21 protein-coding genes are annotated in these 19752 nt (G+C 63.9%); 14 read left to right on the top strand and 7 right to left on the bottom strand.

Annotated features, from left to right (window positions below; all coding sequences use genetic code 11):
* Positions 1 to 21 precede the first annotated feature (21 nt).
* Together RY1_RS09170 and RY1_RS09165 are read right to left on the bottom strand one after the other, a co-directional pair.
* Positions 22 to 396: a hypothetical protein gene (locus RY1_RS09170; RefSeq protein ID WP_072803221.1), complete on the bottom strand. Its 375-nt coding sequence runs from the start codon at positions 394 to 396 to the stop codon at positions 22 to 24.
* Entirely contained in the window at positions 393 to 773 is a 381-nt protein-coding gene (locus tag RY1_RS09165; protein WP_072803220.1) for a nuclear transport factor 2 family protein, read from the bottom strand. The genes RY1_RS09170 and RY1_RS09165 overlap by 4 nt, the downstream gene beginning before the upstream one ends.
* A gap of 92 nt (positions 774 to 865) precedes the next feature.
* Here RY1_RS09165 and RY1_RS09160 point away from each other — a divergent pair, with 92 nt between their 5' ends.
* From RY1_RS09160 to RY1_RS09095, 14 genes are all read left to right on the top strand, one after another.
* Positions 866 to 2008, top strand: coding sequence for an acyl-CoA dehydrogenase family protein (locus tag RY1_RS09160; protein ID WP_245819568.1), 1143 nt, complete (start codon positions 866 to 868; stop codon positions 2006 to 2008).
* 106 nt (positions 2009 to 2114) lie between these two features.
* A complete protein-coding gene (locus tag RY1_RS09155; protein ID WP_072803218.1) occupies positions 2115 to 2903 on the top strand; it encodes an enoyl-CoA hydratase/isomerase family protein in 789 nt (262 codons plus the stop codon).
* A gap of 51 nt (positions 2904 to 2954) precedes the next feature.
* Positions 2955 to 3341: a Zn-ribbon domain-containing OB-fold protein gene (locus tag RY1_RS09150; protein WP_072803409.1), complete on the top strand. Its 387-nt coding sequence runs from the start codon at positions 2955 to 2957 to the stop codon at positions 3339 to 3341.
* Entirely contained in the window at positions 3338 to 4489 is a 1152-nt protein-coding gene (locus RY1_RS09145; RefSeq protein WP_072803217.1) for a thiolase family protein, read from the top strand. The genes RY1_RS09150 and RY1_RS09145 overlap by 4 nt, the downstream gene beginning before the upstream one ends.
* 41 nt (positions 4490 to 4530) lie before the next feature.
* Positions 4531 to 5724, top strand: a complete 1194-nt coding sequence (locus tag RY1_RS09140) for an acyl-CoA dehydrogenase family protein (RefSeq protein WP_072803408.1) — start codon at positions 4531 to 4533, stop codon at positions 5722 to 5724.
* Positions 5721 to 6680 (top strand): phosphotransferase family protein, encoded by a 960-nt coding sequence (locus RY1_RS09135; RefSeq protein WP_072803216.1) that lies wholly within the window; start codon positions 5721 to 5723, stop codon positions 6678 to 6680. Before RY1_RS09140 ends, RY1_RS09135 begins: the two co-directional genes overlap by 4 nt.
* A gap of 34 nt (positions 6681 to 6714) precedes the next feature.
* Positions 6715 to 7917: an acyl-CoA dehydrogenase family protein gene (locus RY1_RS09130; RefSeq protein WP_072803215.1), complete on the top strand. Its 1203-nt coding sequence runs from the start codon at positions 6715 to 6717 to the stop codon at positions 7915 to 7917.
* Complete coding sequence (locus tag RY1_RS09125) at positions 7914 to 8672, top strand: SDR family NAD(P)-dependent oxidoreductase (protein ID WP_072803214.1); 759 nt, start codon at positions 7914 to 7916, stop codon at positions 8670 to 8672. Before RY1_RS09130 ends, RY1_RS09125 begins: the two co-directional genes overlap by 4 nt.
* A 17-nt stretch (positions 8673 to 8689) precedes the next feature.
* Complete coding sequence (locus RY1_RS09120) at positions 8690 to 9478, top strand: SDR family NAD(P)-dependent oxidoreductase (RefSeq protein ID WP_072803213.1); 789 nt, start codon at positions 8690 to 8692, stop codon at positions 9476 to 9478.
* Entirely contained in the window at positions 9463 to 10557 is a 1095-nt protein-coding gene (locus RY1_RS09115; RefSeq protein WP_072803212.1) for an alcohol dehydrogenase catalytic domain-containing protein, read from the top strand. Before RY1_RS09120 ends, RY1_RS09115 begins: the two co-directional genes overlap by 16 nt.
* A 17-nt stretch (positions 10558 to 10574) precedes the next feature.
* Positions 10575 to 12071 (top strand): class I adenylate-forming enzyme family protein, encoded by a 1497-nt coding sequence (locus tag RY1_RS09110; protein ID WP_072803407.1) that lies wholly within the window; start codon positions 10575 to 10577, stop codon positions 12069 to 12071.
* 42 nt (positions 12072 to 12113) lie between these two features.
* A complete protein-coding gene (locus RY1_RS09105) occupies positions 12114 to 12737 on the top strand; it encodes a TetR/AcrR family transcriptional regulator (protein ID WP_072803211.1) in 624 nt (207 codons plus the stop codon).
* Between the two features lie 73 nt (positions 12738 to 12810).
* Positions 12811 to 13146 (top strand): EthD domain-containing protein, encoded by a 336-nt coding sequence (locus tag RY1_RS09100; RefSeq protein ID WP_072803210.1) that lies wholly within the window; start codon positions 12811 to 12813, stop codon positions 13144 to 13146.
* Complete coding sequence (locus tag RY1_RS09095; protein ID WP_072803209.1) at positions 13143 to 14159, top strand: MBL fold metallo-hydrolase; 1017 nt, start codon at positions 13143 to 13145, stop codon at positions 14157 to 14159. The genes RY1_RS09100 and RY1_RS09095 overlap by 4 nt, the downstream gene beginning before the upstream one ends.
* 25 nt (positions 14160 to 14184) lie before the next feature.
* Here RY1_RS09095 and RY1_RS09090 read toward each other — a convergent pair whose 3' ends face one another.
* From RY1_RS09090 to RY1_RS09070, 5 genes are read right to left on the bottom strand one after another with little or no spacing between them, the layout of a single operon-like run.
* Positions 14185 to 14949, bottom strand: coding sequence for an SDR family NAD(P)-dependent oxidoreductase (locus tag RY1_RS09090; protein WP_072803208.1), 765 nt, complete (start codon positions 14947 to 14949; stop codon positions 14185 to 14187).
* The gene (locus tag RY1_RS09085) at positions 14946 to 16676 is read right to left on the bottom strand and encodes an ABC transporter permease (protein WP_072803207.1); all 1731 of its coding nucleotides are present in this window, start codon (positions 16674 to 16676) and stop codon (positions 14946 to 14948) included. The genes RY1_RS09090 and RY1_RS09085 overlap by 4 nt, the downstream gene beginning before the upstream one ends.
* Positions 16676 to 17839, bottom strand: a complete 1164-nt coding sequence (locus RY1_RS09080; protein ID WP_072803206.1) for an ABC transporter ATP-binding protein — start codon at positions 17837 to 17839, stop codon at positions 16676 to 16678. Before RY1_RS09080 ends, RY1_RS09085 begins: the two co-directional genes overlap by 1 nt.
* Positions 17836 to 18621, bottom strand: a complete 786-nt coding sequence (locus RY1_RS09075; protein ID WP_072803205.1) for an SDR family NAD(P)-dependent oxidoreductase — start codon at positions 18619 to 18621, stop codon at positions 17836 to 17838. The genes RY1_RS09080 and RY1_RS09075 overlap by 4 nt, the downstream gene beginning before the upstream one ends.
* A gap of 30 nt (positions 18622 to 18651) precedes the next feature.
* A complete protein-coding gene (locus RY1_RS09070; RefSeq protein ID WP_245819567.1) occupies positions 18652 to 19719 on the bottom strand; it encodes an extracellular solute-binding protein in 1068 nt (355 codons plus the stop codon).
* Positions 19720 to 19752: the final 33 nt, after the last annotated feature.

Raw genomic sequence — 19752 nt, 5'->3', positions numbered from 1 at the left:
TCCGAACAAATCGAAATACGGTCAGTCGAAGTTGATTTCAGGGGTTCTGGCGATGAGCAGTCGTCGAACTTTCCCTTCGTCGCCCAGTTGCGCTGTGGCATTGAACGAGGCCTCGAACGCGTCGTCTCGTGTGGTGCGGCCGAGTACCAGCTCGAGGTTGCCGTCCGATGCACCCGAATCGATGTGGTGAACGAGAGTGCTCTTCTCGCGCTGGGCCAGATAGACGACGAGTCCGTCACGGTCGCCGACGAATTCGGCTGCGGCGCCGTGACCCTTGGAGAACTGCACGGACATCCGGAAGTCCGTGGTGATCATGGTCAGTACGCGGTCCGGGTCGTCGGAATCCATGTATTCGAACCAGCGGGCAAGGGTCGGTGTTGCGCCCGAATCCGTCATACTCGATCTCCTTCGGTGGTGGAATCAGCTGCAACAAGGAAGAATTCGGAGTCGAACGACACCTGATACCGGTCGATCAGCCCTTGTCCGTCCACATGCATCACCCCGACGAAGAATCCGGTGGTGCGGTCGCCTTCGGTCACCGCACCGTGGACGAATTGAAGGTCGCGATCCTCGGCTGCACGAAGGATTCTGTGCTTGCGCCCCACCGGAGGACGGCCGCGCAGATACTCCAACATCGCTGCTCGCCCGGTCTTCTTGTTCGCGCCGGTCGGCAAGATCATGGCGAACTCGACGTCCTCGGCCAACAGGGCAACCGCGTCATCCAAGCGGCCCTCGTCCAGAGTCGCGTAGTACTCAGTGATGTTCAAGGTCATGAATTGAACTTAGTTCAGATTGGCTATGTTTGTCGAGAGTATGACAGGTTACTGTTCAAGACACGAACTGAACTCAACTCAGATGGAGTGACATGGCTATTTCGACAACGACGCCCGAGTCCCCGTGGCCCCGCTCCGAACCGTCGGCGATGACCCCCGGAGACGAGCAAGCCGGATTACGCGACGCGGTGCGGGGCACGCTGGACAAGCACTCGACGATAGAGAAGATCCGAGCCGTGTCCTCGACCGAGGCGGGCTACTCGCCCGAACTGTGGCGACGGCTCGTCGAGGACATGTCCGTGACGACCATCGCCGCACCTGCGGATCGAGGAGGGCTCGGGTACGGGATGGTGGAGATGGGAATCATCCTCGAGGAGTGCGGACGCAGCCTCACACCCGAACCGGTGTATCAATCCGCGATACTCGGAGTCCAGGCACTGATGCACTCGACTACCGATGACTCCCTCCCACTACTCGACTCCGTCCTCGGCGGTGACTCCATCGCCGCGGTCAGCGACTTGTCGGCCGACTCGGATCATCTACAGGCCGGCCGAATCGACTCCGACTGGGTGGTCGACGGCCAGGCGTTGCACGTAGTGGGTGGCAGCGGCGCCGACGTGGTGGTGATCTCGGCCCAGCACGACGGGCAGACCGCTCTCTTCGCAGTCCCGAAGAGCGACGCCGTCTCGAGCATCGATCGGTCCGTTCTCGACCCCACGAGACGTCAGGCCGATCTGACGTTCACCCGGGCCCCCGCAACGATCCTCGCATCGGGCGCCGAGGCGTCCGACGTCGTTTCCCGACTTCGAGACATCGCGACCCTCGCGATCGCGAGCGAGAACACAGGAATCGCCGACGCACTGCTGCAGATGACGCTGGACTACGTGAAGACACGACACCAGTTCGGCCGTCCGATCGGCTCGTTCCAGGCAGTCAAACACCGCCTGGCCGACATGTTGATCGAATTGGAGCGTGCACGATCGGCCGCCCGCTATGCCGCCGCCGTATACGACGAGAACCCCGACGACGCGCGTGTGGCGATCGCCGTCGCAGGGGCCGTGTGCAGCGATGCAGCCGTCCACGCGGCACACGAGGCAGTCCAGCTACACGGCGGTGTCGGCTTCACCTGGGAGCACCCGGCGCACTCCTACTTCCGTCGCGCAATGGGAAACGCAGCGCTACAGGGTGACTCGCGTTCACACCGCCGTCGGATCGCAGATTTGATCGGCGTGTAGCCGGCCGAACGGCCCGCACCGACCCGGGTATTGACGCCGACAGACACGATGATCAATACTGAAGTGAATCCAGTTCAACTTTGTCGCTCCACGAAAGGCACTCCCCATGGTTGACACCGACCACATCCTGTTGGAAAAAGACGGCGACGTCGCCCGCGTCTGGCTCAACCGCCCGCACAAGAAGAACGCCGTCACGGTCGAACTTCTGCACCGTCTCGACGAGATCATCGTCGAGGTCGACAACGATCCGAACCTCAAGGTCCTCGTCCTGCGCGGTGTCCAGAACCAGTTCTGCTCCGGTTTCGACCTCGACGAGCTGCTGTCGGACTTCGTCGGGACCACCAACGCGATGGATGTCGCAGTTCTCTCCGCGAAGGTGTGCGACCGCCTGTATTCGATGAATACACCATCGGTCGCTGTCCTCGAAGGCTACGTCACCGCAGGCGGATTCGAATTGATGATCTCGTGTGACTTCGCTGTCGCCGCAGACACCGCCAAGATCGGCGACTTCCACATCCGCCGTGCATTGTTCGGCGGCGCAGGTCCGATCTACCGTCTGCCCCGCATGATCGGCATCCGTAAGACCAAGGAATTGATGCTCACCGGCAAGCTTCTCAGCGGCCCGGAGGCCGTGGCTTTCGACCTCATCAATGCGAGTGCCCCTGCCGAGGAGCTCGACCAGCTCGTCGCGGACTTCGTTGCACCGCTGGTCGACAAGAGCCCGTTCATGATGAAGCTGACCAAGATGTGCATCGATCGCGGTCTGGACGCAGATATCCAGTCGCTCATGGTGATGGAACATCTTGCTGTCGGCAACGCACTCCAGTCCGAGGACGGAAAGGAAGGCGTCACTGCATTCCTCGAGAAGCGTGAGCCGAAGTGGGTCGGGCGCTGATCCTCGCCCACTCATCGAACTGAACCGACGCATTTTCTCGAAGGGATGGACATGGAGGAGACTTCGGCGCTCACGCTCGAAGGCAGCCGGTGCACGGTGTGTGACACCGTCGCATTCCCGGCGAGCGTGATGTGCAGTAGGTGCGCAACACCCACGGCCGTGGCACTGAGCCTGAGCACCCAGGGAACGTTGTGGGCCTACACGATTCAGCGTTTCGCGCCGAAGTCACCTCCGTATGTTCCACCCGTGGGCGGATTTCGACCGTTCGCGGTCGGATATGTCGAACTGCCCGAGGGAATCAAGATCGAGGCAATCATCGAGTGCGAGCGCTTCGATGAACTGGACGGGGCACCGGTGAGCCTGATCTCTACCTCTCCGGTGCCTCGGTTTGCAGTCGGAACGGCGCACCCCGCCTCGAACGTAGGAGTATCGCAGTGACGGAAACGGTTTCGATCATCGGAGCCGGACTGTCGAAGTTCGGCAGACAGCCGGGAATTTCGGGGCGGCAGATGGCGATCACCGCCATCGGCGGGGCGCTCGCGGATGCAGGATTGTCCTGGCCGGACGTTCAGGTGGCGTTCGGTGGCAGTGACGGATCAGGACTGGCCGACACGCTCGTCGCGGAACTCGGTTTCACCGGCATTCCCTTCACCAACGTCAAGAACGGATGCGCGACGGGTGGGAGCGCGCTGTTCTCCGCCGTCAACGCCGTTCGGTCCGGGTCCGCGGATATCGCTCTCGCAGTAGGCTTCGACAAGCATCCACGCGGTGCCTTCGATCCGCGACCCGAGGAGTGGGGGCTGCCCGCAGGCTACGGCGAGGCCGGACTCATGGTGACCACGCAGTTCTTCGGAGCGAAGATCTCTCGCTATATGCGTGAGCACCAGATTTCTCGCGGCACCCTCGCACTCGTTGCGGAGAAGGCGTATCGCAACGGGGTCCTGAACCCGAACGCGTGGCGCCGCGAGGCAATGGACGCCGACACCATCGCCGGTGCGGACATGGTGAACGACCCGTTGACCCGGTACATGTTCTGTTCCCCCGGAGAAGGAGCGGCGGCGGTCATCGTTGCAGGCGCGGACACCATTCGACGATTGGGCGGGCGTCCGGTGCGCCTTGCCGCCATCTCGCATCGCACCCGCAGATTCGGATCCTTCGAGGTCTTCAGCCCGTCCGTGCAGGGCACCGGCGAGCCGAGCAGCGTGAGCGCGGATGCAGCGAGCGCCGCATTCGCGCACGCAGGACTGAGCCCGAGCGACGTCGACGTCGCACAGCTGCAGGACACCGAAAGCGGTGCCGAGATAATGCACATGGCCGAGTGCGGCTTCTGCGAGCCCGGCGAGCAGGAGGCCATGATCGCTGCGGGCGACACCGAGATCGGTGGACGGCTCCCGATCAACACCGACGGCGGTTGCATCGCAAACGGTGAGCCGATCGGTGCATCCGGGCTGCGCCAAGTCCACGAGATCGTCACGCAGCTCCGCGGCGAAGCGGGTGCACGCCAAGTACCGAACAATCCCAGAGTCGGCTTCACCCATGTCTACGGCGCACCGGGCATCAGTGCCTGCACCGTACTGACGGTCTGAGTCGACACGAGCACCGAGGCGAACCAGTGACATCAGGAACCATGCCCGCCATCGCGGAGTTCACCGAGAACGCGATCCGCTGGCTACACAGCATCGCGCAGCCGCGAACCGAGTCCGAATGGGGCACCGGCTCCGATTCGGTCGCAGTGTTCGAGAACTGGACTGCCGAGCAGGAGCAGGCGCACACCGACGAGATCGCGGCCTACGAGCGGACCAAGTTCGACGCGGGCTGGGGTGCGTTGAACTCACCCGTGGAATTCGGCGGCGCCGGCCTCCCCCTGTCGTACGTACTCGCGTTCCGACGCGCAGAGGATGCCTTCGACGTTCCTCGTCGCACCGAGATGTTCTCGGTGACACAGCAGTTGGTGGCACCGACCATCGCGCACTGGGGGACCGAGTCGCAGAAGGCGCAATTCGTGCGAGCCATGCTGCGCACCGACGTCATTGCATGCCAACTCTTCTCGGAAACCGAAGCGGGGTCCGATCTGGCCGCCGTCCGCACCAAGGCAACTCGGAACGCGGACGGCGACTGGAAGATCGACGGTCACAAGGTCTGGACTTCGGGTGCCCGTGTGGCCCACTACGGTGTCGCGCTGTGCCGCACGGATCCTGCTGCGGCCAAACACGCCGGACTCACGATGTTCCTCGTGCCCATGGATGCACCCGGTGTGACTGTCCGGCCCATCAGGCAGATGACCGGCGGAACCTCCTTCAACGAGGTCTACCTGGACGGTGTCGAACTCAGCGACTCGTTGCGGCTCGGCCCGGTCGGAAAGGGATGGCAGGTGGCGCTGACCGTGCTCGCCGCCGAACGTCTCGACGGCGGCAACCTCGGCCTCGCCAACGCCGACCAGGCAGTCGCGCTTGCCCGAAACCTCGGACGTGCACTCACCGAGATCGAACGTGACGCCGTGGCGGATCTCGTCACCCGCAGCTACGTCCAACGCATCGGCAACATGCGAGTCGCAGGCGCCGTGATCGCAGGCAACGATCCGGGGCCGGAGGCGTCCCTGGGGAAACTGCTGGCAACCGACACGATGGCCAAGACCTCCGACGTGGTGAGGCTGCTGCTCGGCCGCGAGTCGACCTCCGATTCCGGCCGGTGGGGAACTTTCGCCTGGACCGAGCACATTCTCGGCGCTCCCGGTTATCGCATCGCCGGTGGGACCGACGAGATTCAACACAACATCATCGCCGAGCGTGTGCTCGGTCTGCCGCGGGAGCCACGACCATGAGCGACGTATCACTCGAATCTCGCGTGAGCGCCGTATTGCGCGCCGAGCGCGGTGTCACCGTGACCGATTTCGAGCCCCTTCTTGGCGGCCACTCCGGATTGACCTATCGTGCGAACACTTCCGAGGGCGCGATCGTCGTCAAGGCCGTTCCCGAGGGGCAACGGCCGGTGGGCCGCCATGACATGCTGCGGCAAGCGTCGATCCTGGAAGCACTGGCGAGCACCGACGTCCCTGTCCCAGGGATCGTCGCCGTGGACAGGCAGGAGCCTGCATGGTTCGCGATGGATCTGATCGCGGGCGAGTCTCTCGAACCCGTACTCGACGATCCCGCAGTGGATCCCGCTGTCGCCTCGGCCCGCATGCTGCGCGCCGCAGAGGTGCTACCCCTTCTGCACGCCGTCGAACCGAGCAGCATCGACGGCGCAGCCGATCCACTGACACCGGCGGACGAATTGGACCGTTGGGCCAAGACGTTGGCAGCGGTGCCGCCCGAGTTGGTGGCCGGAGGCAGCGAACTACTGGGGCTGCTCCGCGCCGATGTTCCCGACGCCATCGCTCCCACTCTGGTTCACGGCGACTACCGCCTCGGCAACATTCTCTCGCAGGGGACCGAGCCTGCCGCGCTGATCGATTGGGAGATTTGGAGCGCCGGTGATCCGCGCGTCGAGCTGGGCTGGTTCCTGGTTTTCGCCGACGGCTCCAACTTCCCCGGCGTCGGACGCGAGATTCCCTCGCTTCCGAGCTCGGAAGAGTTGATCGCCGCGTATACCGGTGGCGCCCGCACACTGCCGGACATGACGTGGTTCGACGCGCTGGGCAGGCTCAAGATGGCGTCGATCATGGGGCACAACCTGCGGCGCCACCGCGAAGGTCGTCACATCGACCCCGATCAGGAGAAGCTCCCGGCGACGATCGCCAGATTGATCGACACAGGCACGTCCCTACTCCGGCATTGACGCGCACCATCCATTCGACAGGAGCACAGCAGAAGTGGACTTCTCCTATTCCCCGCGTACCGACGAACTCGTCGGCACTCTGGAAACCTTCATGAACGACCATGTCTATCCCGCCGAGAAGATCTACGACGCGCAGATCGCAGCGAACGACAACCCACACGAGCAACCACAGATCATGCGTGATTTGCAGACCAAGGCTCGCGAACTCGGCTTGTGGAATCTGTTCATGACACACGACGGACTCGGCGCAGGGCTGACCAATCTCGAGTACGCGCCGCTCGCGGAGATCGTCGGGCGGTCGATCATCGGAAACGAGACCGTCAACTGCTCGGCCCCGGACACCGGCAACATGGAAATTCTGGCCATGTACGGCACCGAGGAGCAGAAGCAGCAGTGGTTGAAGCCGCTGCTGGACTGCAGCATTCGCTCGGCATTCGCCATGACCGAGCCCGATGTTGCGAGCTCGGACGCCACCAACATCACCTCGACGATCCGCCGTCAGGGCGACGAGTACGTGATCAACGGCCGCAAGTGGTACACCTCGGGAGTCCTGGATCCGGACTGCAAGCTCATGATCTTCATGGGAAAGTCCGACCCCGAAGGTCCGACCTACCGGCAGCAGAGCATGATCCTCGTCCCGTCCGATGCGCCAGGGATCGAGGTCGTTCGCGATCTTCCGATGTTCGGTTTCCAGGATCGACTCGGACACGGGGAAGTGCAGTTCACCGATGTGCGCGTACCCGCGGCGAACATGCTCGGGGCGGAGGGCGATGGATTCGCCATCGCGCAGGGCCGACTCGGACCCGGCCGTATGCACTACGCCATGCGGGCGATCGGGATGGCCGAACGCGCTCTGGAGATGATGTGTCAGCGCTCGCTGGTCCGTCAGGCTTTCGGCGGTCCCCTTGCCGACCGCGGCGTCGTCCGTGAGTGGATCGCACGCAGTCGCATCGAGATCGACCAGATTCGGTTGCTCGTCCTGAAGTCCGCATGGCTGATGGACACCCGCGGAAATGCTTCGGCTCGTTCGGAAGTCGCGGCGATCAAAGTCGCGGCGATGGAAGTGGCGCATCATGTCGTCGATCGTGCGGTGCAGACCCACGGGGCTGCAGGCGTCAGCAACGACACGATTCTCGCGCGGCTGTACGCCATCACTCGCGCCCTGCAGATCGCCGACGGACCCAACGAGGTCCACCTACGAACCATTGCCCGACTCGAGGTGAAGAAGTACAGATGAGTACCCCGAAACTGACCGGAAAGGTAGCGCTGGTGACCGGCGCGAGTCGCGGACTCGGTCTCGCCATCGCCCGCGGTCTGCGCGACGACGGTGCCACGGTCATCGTGTCCAGCCGGAAGCTCGACGCGTGCGAGCAGGCGGTGGCCGCCCTGGGTGACGGCGGGCCGGGCAGTGCACATCCGTATGTGTTGCACGTGGGCCACTGGGACAGCATCGAGCCCGCGGTCGACGACATCATCACGCGATTCGGCAGCCTGGACATCGTCGTCAACAATGCTGGGATCGCACCGCTCGCGGACAATCTCGTCTCGGTCACCGAGAGCCTGTGGGACAAGACGATCGAGGTCAACCTCAAGGGCCCGTTCCGGCTGATGGCCGTTGCAGGCGACCGGATGGCGGCCGCAGGTGGTGGTTCCATCATCAACATCTCCAGCATCGGGGCCGAGCGTCCCAGCCCGCCCGAGGCGATGTATGCCGCGGCGAAGAACGGCCTCAATGCTCTGACCCGAGCGTTCGCGCAGGAATACGCTCCGACCGTACGCGTCAACTGCGTCATGCCCGGCGGATTTGCCACCGACATGTCCGAGAACTGGGACGACGAGTTCATCGGCAAGATCGTCGACCGTCTGCCCGCGGGCAGACTCGGCCGGCCCGAGGAAATCGCCGGCCTGATAACCCATCTCGCGTCCGACGACGCCGGCTACACGACCGGTGCGATCATCCCGGTCGACGGTGGTCGGACCGCCGTCTACTGAAACCGAGCAGGATAGCCATGACGGACAACAACATCGAAGGTGTGCGAGTGCTGACAGACATGTTCGGCCTGACCGGCCGCGTCGCCGTGGTCACCGGGGCGTCGTCGGGACTCGGTCTCGGGTTCGCGCGGACACTCGCCGCGGCAGGGGCCACGGTGTACGCGGCAGGTCGACGCCTCGACCGGTTGATCGCGCTGTCCGGCGAAGTCCCCGGCATCGTTCCGGTTCGGTGCGATGTCACCGATGACGGAGACCGGAAGGCGCTCGTCGATCGAGCCATCTCCGACACCGGCCGGCTCGATGTACTGATCAACAACGCGGGGCGGCCAGGACCACCCAACGCCGAGGACGAGACGCTGGAGGGATTTCACTCGATTCTGGACCTGAACCTCGCGGCCGGGTTCCACCTCGCTACCTACGCAGTGGCGAAGATCCCGGCGGAGAATCACGCGTCCATCATCAACATCTCGTCCGTCGTCGGATTGGTCTCGACCGCTCCGATCGGGGGCGCGAGTTACGCGGCGTCCAAGGCAGGCACACTCGGACTGACCCGCGAGCTGGCGGGCCAGTGGGGCCGCCGGGGAGTCCGGGTCAACTCGATCGTTCCCGGGTGGTTCGATACCGAGATGACCGATGGGCTTTTCTCCAACGACAAGTCGGCCGGATGGGTACGGAGAAACACCATGCTCGGACGCGGCGGGGTCGAGGGCGAGATCGACGGCGCAGTACTGTTCCTGGCTTCGGACGCGTCGTCGTACATGACCGGGCAGACCCTTGTCGTCGACGGCGGATGGACGGCGCGCTGATGCTGGCGTTACATCTGGAAGCGTGGGGCCAAGCACCCGTTTTTCGTGAGGTCGCCGATCCAGAACCGACAGGCAGTCAACTGCTGCTTCGCGTCGACGCGGCGGGACTGTGCAGGTCCGATCTCCACGTCATGGATTCCTCCGCGAGCGCGTTCGACTACGACCTACCGCTGACACTCGGGCACGAGGTCGCCGGAACAGTGGTAGCGGCAGGCCCGACGGCCGAGACGTCCTGGGTCGGAACCGGGGTTGTTGTCCACGGGATCTGGAGCTGCGGCCGGTGCCGAAACTGCCTGCGCGGCAGGGAGAACTATTGCCGCGAGCTCGTGCGACGACCGGACGGCCGCCTGGCCCCGATCGGCAACGGACTCGGGTATCCGGGTGGACTTGCCGAGCTGATGCTCGTGCCGTCGTCGGACGTGCTGGTCCCCATCGGGACGCTGGCCCCGCACAGCGCGGCACCGTTGGCCGACGCCGCACTCACCGCGTACCACGCGATCCGAACCAATTCCGACCTCATCGACTCGCGGAGCGTCGTCGTGGTCATCGGCGTGGGCGGACTCGGTCATCTCGCACTGCAGATTCTGCGCTCGTTCGGTGTCGCCCACATCATCGCCGTCGAGACACGACCGGAGGCGCACGGCCTCGCTGCGTCGTCCGGTGCACACGAGTGCCACGACACCGTCGCGGACGCGCGCGAGCGTGTTGCCGATCTGGGCGGCGCGGATCTCGTGTTGGATTTCGTCGGTGCTCCGGGAACAACCGAGCCTGCGAGCGAGCTGCTCACCTCCGGCGGCCGTGTGGTGGTGATCGGGACTGCCGGTGGCCGACTGGTCGTCGGTAAGGACGTGGGTCTCGTCAACGGGTGGCAGGTCAGCGCGCCGTTCTGGGGGACGCGGGAGGATCTGCGGGCTGTAGTCGCCCTGGCTCGCGACGGCGTACTGCACGCAGAGGTCACCACATTTCCGTTCACCGACGCTCTCGACGCGTACGCGCAGTTGCGGGCGGGCTCGATCACCGGCCGCGCTGTTCTCGACATGACCGTTACGCAAGGACCGACGAAAGAGACACGACAGTGAAGTGGCTTGCAGATGACATGCTGTCCCGCGCCGAGCGGAACCCCGACACGATCGCCGTGATCGACGAGACGGGCAGTCATACCGTCGGCTCGATCATGGCCGCCGCCCGGTCCCTCGCCGACACCATCGCCGATATCGACTCCGCCAGTCCCACCGCGTTGATTCAGGCCGACAACACCTGGCACACGCTCACTGCGGCGCTGGCTGTCGGGCTGCGCGGAGGCGTCGTCGCCGTGTTCAGCCCGCACGCGACAGAGTCCGAGTTCGAGCTGGCGCTCGAGGACATCGCACCGGATCTGATCATCGCGGATCCCGCGGCGCTCGGGCACTGGGGCGTGACCGATGAGGTATTCCCCAGGTCCGCACCTGCTTTCGACGCGCACATCTTGCGTGCGACCGGCACGCCCTTCGCTTCGATCGAGCGGTGGAACGGCGGCGTCGCCATAGCCATGACCTCCGGTTCGACCGGTAGGCCCAAGTGCGTCGTCCAGTCCGAGGACGCGATCCGCTACGCATGCCGCAGCACCATCGACGCGGTCGGACTGCGACCGGGTGAAGCGATCGGCGCATTCGTGCCACTCTCGTCCGTTGCAGCGTTCTGTTTCGGGATGTATCTCCCCGCGATGCTGGACGGCACGATGGTCTCGATCGGTCGCTGGTCGCCCACCGGCGCGCTCGTCGCAGCCCGTGAGCACCGGCTCGCCTGGACCATGCTGGTTCCGACCATGGCACTGCAATTGTCGGTGGCGGAGGGGTCCGAGAACGCGCTGTCGGCCATGCGCGCCATGACCGTCGGCGGTGGCCCGATGAATGCGCGTGCCCTCGGTCAAGCAGAACAGTGGCTCGACACCACGTTCCTGCGAGTGTTCGGCATGTCGGAGTGTCTGGGCCACACGACTCCTGCCCTCGACGACTCTCCCGAGATCAGGCTCGGACGAGATGGGCGGCCGTTCCCGGGAACGATCGTTCGTGCCGTGGACTCGCATGGAATCCCGCTGCCCGACGGCGAGGTCGGTGAGGCTCAGGTCAAGGGCCCCTCGCTGTTCGTCGGTTATGCACGCTCGGGCAAGCCCGTTCCTCCCGAACTCACTCCTGACGGTTTTTTTCCCACCGGCGACCTGGTGGACATTGCCGCCGACGGTTCCATCCGTGTCATGGGCCGACAGAAGCAGATCATCATCCGAGGTGGACGGAACATCGACATCAACGAAATGGAATCCGCCATCGCATCCTTGGACGCGGTGGTCCAGGTCTGTGTCGTTCCCGTGCCCGACGACCTGTTGGGCGAGCGCGCCGCTGCGTTGGTCGTGACGGGTGGGCCCGACTTGGCACTCGGCGATGTGACGGCAGGGCTCGCCGAGGCCGGTGTTTCCAAATCCAAGTGGCCCGAATACCTGTTCACCGTCGACGACCTGCCGCAGAATCGCGTCGGGAAGCTCTCCCGCGCGGACGCGACGACGCTCGCGCAGTCGTTGGCCACCCAAACTGATTCGAATTCATCTCAAAATATGTAAGCTCGAGGCTGACCTGAACGTGTACCGCATTGGGGGAAGATCATGACCGTAGGAACCGGCGTTCGACGCGAGAGCCCGCGATCGAAGCGAACGCTGATACTGTCCGCGGCCATCGACCATTTCGGAAAAGTGGGATACGAACACACGAAGTGGGCCTCCATCGCGGACGAGGTCGGTATCGGCCAGACTGCGCTCTATCACTACTTCGAATCCAAAGCACATTGCCTGCTCACGATAATGCGGCTCGAGCTCGCCGACTCCGTAGATCGCTTCACCGCGGCTACCGAGGACATCTCCGATCCGGATGCCGCACTGCGCGCGGCGATTTCCGCATCTCTCGCCGCCTCCCCCACCGATGCTCTTCAGCGCCGAATCCTGCAGAACCACATGGACCTGCTCGCCACCGAGCGCCAGTCGGCCAAGGAGGAGGCCGAGCGCCTTCAGTGCCGAGAGCTGGTGCGCCAGATAGAGATCAACTGGACTTCGCTGATCTCACGCGGGATCAAAGCACGTGAGTTCACGAAATCCGATCCCACGATGTTGGCTCGCCTCGTCCTCGCCTTGGTGATCAGTGTCTGGCGCTGGTATCGCCCCGACGGAGACCTCACGATCGGCGACATCACCGCGCTCATCACCGATGCCGCGATGCGAGTGGTCCGAAAATAGATCCGACTTCGGCGATTCCGCATCGCCGTGTCACTCCCTCTCGAACTGAACAGAATTCAATTAGGAGAACCGGATGTACAACCTCGTACTCGTTGCAGCACGGCCGACCGATTGGTCACACGAGCAGTTCATCACGTGGTGGCGCGGCGAACACGCCGAAGTCACGTACCCACTGCCCGGGCTCCTTCGGTGGCAGCACACCGAACTGCTGGAGGCATTCGGCAGCAAGTCCGAGGGCTGGGACGGACTGTCGGTCCTCAGCTTCGAATCTCGTGACGCGCTGGAAGCTGCTCTGGCAAGCCCGGAATGGAAGGCCGCCGTCGAGCACGTAGGAACGATGGGTGGACGCCGCATGATGTGGTACGGGGACGAGAAGACGATGGTTCCACTCGCCGGCACCGAAGGATGACCACCTCGTGGACCGATGCCGGATGCTTTCCCGTGTCCGACGGTGTCCACCGAATACCCCTGCAGATGCCCCAGGACGGGCTGCGAGCCATCAACGTGTACGCACTGGAGACGCAGGACGGGCTGGCCCTGATCGACGGCGGCTGGCGGCGGGACGCGACACACGACGAGCTGACCGAAGCATTGGTCCACATCGGCCGCACGCCCGACGAGATCCACGACGTCTACGTCACCCATGTGCACCGGGACCACTACACGTTCGCCGTCGAGCTGCGGCGTCGGTACGGTACGCGGGTGCACCTGGGCGCCGCGGAAGCTCCTGGCATCGCCGCAATACAGAACCTGGGCAGCAACGTACCGGAAAGCTCGATCCGTGAGCTGGCCCGAGCCGGTGCGCCCGAGATCGCGGCCATCGCACTCGAGGCAGCGTCGCGCGAGCCGTTCGATGCCTCCGACTGGGGCTCCCCCGACTCCTGGTTGACCGATGGCCCCCTCGAGATATCGGGCCACCGCGTCCACGCCGTGCATACTCCCGGACACACCAAGGGGCACATGGTGTTCCACGACCTCGATCGTGATGTCAGCTATACCGGAGACCACGTACTGCCCAGCATCACTCCGTCGATCGGCTTCGAACTCGGCGAGTGGGACCTGCCCCTGGCGAAGTACCTGGCCTCACTCGAACTCATGCTCGACGATGCCGACCGCATCATGCTTCCGTCCCACGGGGTGCCCGGCACACGCGTACACGAGCGGAGCCGTCAGCTTCTCGCACACCATGATCGCCGCTTGGCCGCCACACGCGACGCGGTCGTCGAGCACGGGTACACGACCGGACTCGACGCCGCGGCCGCCCTCACGTGGACCCGTCACGACCGCTCGTTCGCCTCGCTCGACGACTTCAATCAGATGGTCGCCACCTGCGAGACATTGGCGCACCTCGACGTTCTGGTGCACCGGAACCTACTCTCGGTCACCACGCGAAACGGGGTGGACGGCTTCAGCATCCGCTGACACCGTCCACTCCGATCGGACTTTCTCAGTCGCAGGTCCAGCCACCGTCGACGTACAACTCGGTTCCGGTGACGAACGTACTGTCGTCGCCGGCCAGGAAGGCAACTGCGGCAGCGACTTCCGATGCGGCGCCCAGCCTTCCCATCGGTGTGTGCTCGATCATCGCCCGGTGCCGCTCGGTCCCCTCGTAACGCTCCAGCAGTTGCTTCGTCTCGATGAACCCAGGATGAATCGAGTTGACGCGCACACCCTTCGTCGCCCAGTGCAGGGCCGCGTTCTTGGTCATCGTGCGGACGGCACCCTTGGCTGCCGCGTACGCGAAGCTGTTCCCCAGCCCACCGACGCTGCCGAGGATCGAACAGATGTTGACGATCGATCCCCCGCCGCTCTGTTCGACGTAGGCACCTGCGTGTTTCATTCCGAGCCAGGTTCCGGTCTGGCTCACCTCGATCACTCTGTTGTAGCGGTCGAGGTCTTCGTCGACGACGGTTCCGAGGCTGCCGATGGCACCGTTGTTGACGAGAGCATCGAGCCTGCCGTAACGATCGGTCACCGCGCCGAGCACGTCGCGCCACTGCTGTTCCTGCGTTATGTCGAGGGCAAGCGGCACGTGCGCATGTGGATCGGCCTGCTCGGACACCAACTTCTCACAAGCAGGTCCGCCCACATCGGTCACGACGACCGATGCTCCCTCCGATGCGAGGCGACGCACGATCTCGACGCCGATGCCGCCGGTCGCCCCGGTCACGAGGACGACCTTGTCCTCGAACCGGGACGGAGCCCCCGTCACAGCTTGCTCAAGACGTTGCGGCCACCGACGAGCATGGCGAAGGCGACGCCGATGGTGGTGACGGCCGTCATCAGCAACGCCATCGCGGCCACGAGGGGATACGATCCGTTCTGCCACATGTCGAACAGCAACGTGCCCATGACCTGGGTCGTCGACGCCCGCACCAGAAGCGACGCAGCGAACTCGTGGGTGAGCAGAATGAACATCAGCGCGACCGCACTCAGAATCGTGGGGCGCATGAGAGGCAACATGATTCGCAGTGTCGTCACGAACGGCGACGCGCCGCTCGTGGCCGATGCTTCGGTGTAGGTATTGCCGAGGGAGAGCATCGCGGTCATCTGCATCCTCGTCGCGAACGGCAACATGAGCACGATGTACACGAGAATGATCACCGTCCTCGTTCCGTACAGGATCAGGGGAGGTTCGGTGTAGGTGAGCAGAAATCCGACTCCGAAGATCACGGCCGGAATGCCGAGGGGCAGTGCGGTCATCAGATCGGCGATGAGAGCAAGGATCCGGAATCGTCGTCCACGCACGAGAAGATTGGCCATCAGGTAGCCCAGCGGAATGCAGACGACGACTGCGCCGAGCGAGGTGAGGACACTCGTGAGCACCGACTCGATCACCGCGGTGGTACCGAGTAGTTCACGGAAATTGTCCAGCGTGAACAGACCCCAGGACAGCGACCCCGACCAGTACGGGGTCAGCGACACGATGATCAAGCCCACCAGCGGGATGACGAGTGCGAGCAAGGCGAAGGCCACGATGGTCATCGTCGCCCAGGTGGCCTTGCCCGTCGACGGTGCGAATGCTTTGCCTCCGTGGGTGACGAAGCGTGTCTGGTTGCCCAGCAATGCCTTCTGCGCCAGAACGAGAACCAGACCGAAGATGACGAGCGGTGCTCCGGCAGCAGCTGCCGCGGCGAAGTCGGAAGGAGACTCGGACACGCGTCGATACATCTCGGTCGTGAGAACCTTGACGCCACTGTTCGCACCGAGAAGCAACGGGCCGGTGAACTGCCCCAGTCCGAGAAGCAGCGCGATTCCGCCGCCGTAGATGAGCGACGGGCGCAGGAGCGGGAGAACGATCTTGAAGAAGATGCCCACCGTCGACGACCCACTGACCTGTGCCGCTTCGAGATGTTCGGAGCTGATGTTCTGCATTCCCGAACTCACGAACAGATAGACGAACGACGTCAGTCCGAAACCGGTCAGAACGATGATCCACGGCACGCTGTACACATCGATGGGTCCACTGTCGGTTCCGCTCCACCACGGCAACATTCGAAGAAGAACGTTGATGTATCCCGGCCCCGGTGACAGCAGGAATGCCCACCCGACGACGTTCGCCACCGCAGGCATCACGATCGGTAGGATCGGAATGATCCTGAGCCAGCCGAGCTTTGCCGGCAGCCGAGATGCCGCGAACGCCAGGACGGTGCCCAGAACCATCGCAATCACGAGCGACCCGAGAGCCAATGCAATCGTGGTTCGCAGGGTGACCCCGATATCGAAGCGGCCGTACTGGCTTCGATACCCTGCAGCCCCGTCTTCGAGCGCGAGCATCTGCAGACGAACCATCGGCAGGACAACCAGATACGCGAGAACAGCCAGCAGCGCGAAATAGCCGATCCGCGCCCGCCAGTGCGGCGCGATGGTGAAGGTACGTGTGCCGGTGGATACCGGATTCGGAGCCGTGGGTCGGTCGGTCTCGGTCAGTGTAGCCATCAGGACAGACCACCCGAGGTGCTCGCGACCAGGTCCGGGCGCGATGCCGTGTCGCCGTCCGGATCCGCGTACACCCGCAGGCACGACGGCGAGAAGCTGACGACGACGGGGTCACCGGGTCGACTTCCGCGAAGAGTTGCGCTGTGTTCGGCAGCCCCTGCGCGCACTGCGAGTTGCTCGACACCGGTCTTGACGGTGACGTCGAAATACCGGCCGCCGTACTCGTACGTCACCAATTCCGCGTGCAACGCGATATGGCCGGCCGGAACATCCTCGGTGGATCGGTGCAGAAGAAGATCGTCGGGCCGGAACCGAGCGACGGCCAGATCGCCTTCGTCCGCGCGATCGCGGACGACGGAGGCTCCCAGATCGATGACGTCGGATGCGCTCGTGATCCAGCCATCGTGGCCGCGGCGCAATTCCAACCGGTTCCCCATGCCGATGAAGGCCGCAACATACTCCGACACGGGATTTTCGAAGACGTACTCGGGAGCGTCGTATTGTTCGATCTTGCCTGCCTTCATGATGGCAAGACGGTCACCGAGAGCGAAGGCCTCGGATTGGTCGTGGGTCACGAACACCGCGGTGAATCCCAGTTGTTGATGCAGCTGGTGAATCTGCGAACGCACCTGGTCACGTAGGCGGGCGTCGAGATTGCTCAGCGGCTCGTCGAACAACACCAGATCCGGCTCCGCCACCAGACCTCGCGCAACAGCCACGCGCTGCTGCTGACCGCCGCTGAGCTGGGACGGGTACCGGTCGAGCAGTGCGCCGCAATCGACCATTGCAGCTGCCGCCTCGACCGCACCGTCCGCGATCGCCTTCTTCAACTTGCGCACCTTCAACGGGTAGCGGATGTTCTCCGCCACCGTCATGTGCGGCCACAGCGCATACGACTGGAACACCATGCCGATGTTGCGTTTGTGCGCGGGCACGGACGTCTTCGATGCTGCGTCGAAGACCGGATGTCCGCGGAACGCTATGGATCCTCCCTGGGGTGTCTCCAGTCCCGCGAGACATCGCAGTGTCGTCGTCTTCCCGCACCCGCTCGGACCGAGGAGCACGAGAAACTCGCCGTGCTCGATCTCGAGGTCGAGATTGTCGACGACCACATTCGACCCATAGGTCTTCGTCAGACCGGAGACCGTGAACCGATTTGTCATCCCACACTCACTTTCGAAACTTTCGGTGTACGAACGCCTGCCGCGGTTCCGCCGTCGACCATGATGTCCGCGCCTGTCACATAACTGCTCTTGTCCCCCGCCAGAAATCGAACCACCTCGGCTACCTCGAGCGGGCTACCGCGCCGCTGCATCGGGATGCTTCGAACATAGGCCTCGACGTCGTCGGAATCGAAATCCGCTCCCGCCGTGATGGGCGTGTCGATACTCCCCGGGCAGACGGCGTTCACTCGAATACCGTTGTCCGCCAATTCCAATGCCGCAACTTTTGTCAGCGCCCGAACGCCGAATTTCGACGCCCCGTACGCACCCAGTTCCGCAGTAGCCAACACCCCTCGTAGCGAGGCGATGTTGACGATCGACCCGCCGGACCGCATGACGCCGGACGCGGCCTTGATGCCGAGGAAAGTTCCGATCAGGTTGAGATCCAACATTCGCCGAAACTGATCGAGTGTGGTGTGCGCGAGGGTAGCTTTGATGGCCGCTCCAGCGCTGTTGACGAGAACGTCGAGACCGTCTCCGCGCGAGGAGATCTCGGCTGTGACTTCGGCCCAGTCCAGTTCACTCGTGACATCGAGGTGCCGATAGGACACACGGGTGCCGAGCTCGTCCGCCCGGCGCGTGCCCGCCTCGTCATCGACGTCGGTGAGGTAGACCGTCGCGCCGTCCTCCGCGAACACCTGGGCGCACGCTCCCCCGATGCCACTGGCTCCTCCTGTGATCAGCACTGTGGTGCCCACCATGGATCCCTCGGCTGTTGTCATGTGCACTCCTCCGACCTGTCGCTGGCCGTGTCAGCTCTGGAACAGGGTCTGAAATTCTTGGGAGTACTGCTCGACCTTCTCCGGCGTGAGGTCCTCGACGTTGGGCGAGGCAATGTCCTGTGCGCGCGCGACTGCACCGTCGATATCGGGGAGCGCGGCGGCGTAGCCACCGTTGAGTGCCGTCTGGCCTTTGACCGTGACCATGAAGTTGGCCAGCACCTGCGCCGCGTTGGGGTGTTGAGACGCACTCAGAACCTCTGTGTACCAGGGTGTCCCCCAGGGCTCGGAGGGCAGCGCCCAGTCGACCGGGGCACCTGCGGCCACTTCCGTCACGAGCGGTTGAACCGACGGGCTCACCACTACCTCTCCGGATGTCAGCGCCTGAGCGACGCCGAGCGCGCTCGGGTACACGCGTGGTTGCAATTCTGCGAGCTTGTTCCAGTAGTCCTCACCGAATGTGTCGGCGTAGTAGCGATACATGTCGACGTAGGACGCGATTCCGGTGGGATTGACGATACCGATCTTGCCGCGGTACGCCGGATTCAGAATGTCCTGCGGGGTGTCGAGACCGTCAGGGACGACGTCGGTGTTCCATCCGAGCCCGAATACTGCTGCGCTGGAGAGGAAGAAGCGGTCGTTGATCACGCTCGCCGCGGGATCGAAGTCTGCCGCGTCGAAGTCCGGTCCCGCCAGCTCCGTCGAGAACTTACCCGAGTCGGCGGCGTTCTGGATCCACGACGCGTCGGTCAACATGTGAACGTCCGCAATGCCTTTCCCGGTCCGATTCTCGGTCTCCACCCGTGGGTTGATCTCGGAGTCCGTACCGCGGACGTATTCCATCTTGATCTCGGGGTACTCCGCTTGGAACGCGGTCACCAGAGCGTCGAGATTGGCAGGCTTCTGGCTCGAATACAGCATGACACTGCCCTCGCCATTGGCAGCGGCGACCACGTCGTCCCAAGTTCCATCGACCGGACCTGTCGCAGTGGAGGATCCACTGCCGCAGGCGGTCGAGGCGAACACGGCCGCGGCGGCCACCAGGGCGACCGTTGCCCACTTCGCTGCCTTCGGTTTCGGTGCCCTCATTGGCGTCTTCATTTCTGCGTTCCTTTCGGGCACGTCAGGGAGCCC

Origin of the sequence: Rhodococcus yunnanensis NBRC 103083, from assembly GCF_001895005.1 — a bacterium.
Taxonomy (GTDB): domain Bacteria; phylum Actinomycetota; class Actinomycetes; order Mycobacteriales; family Mycobacteriaceae; genus Rhodococcoides; species Rhodococcoides yunnanense.
Note: the sequence above shows the minus strand (reverse complement) of the source record. Positions and strands in the feature narration are given on the sequence as shown.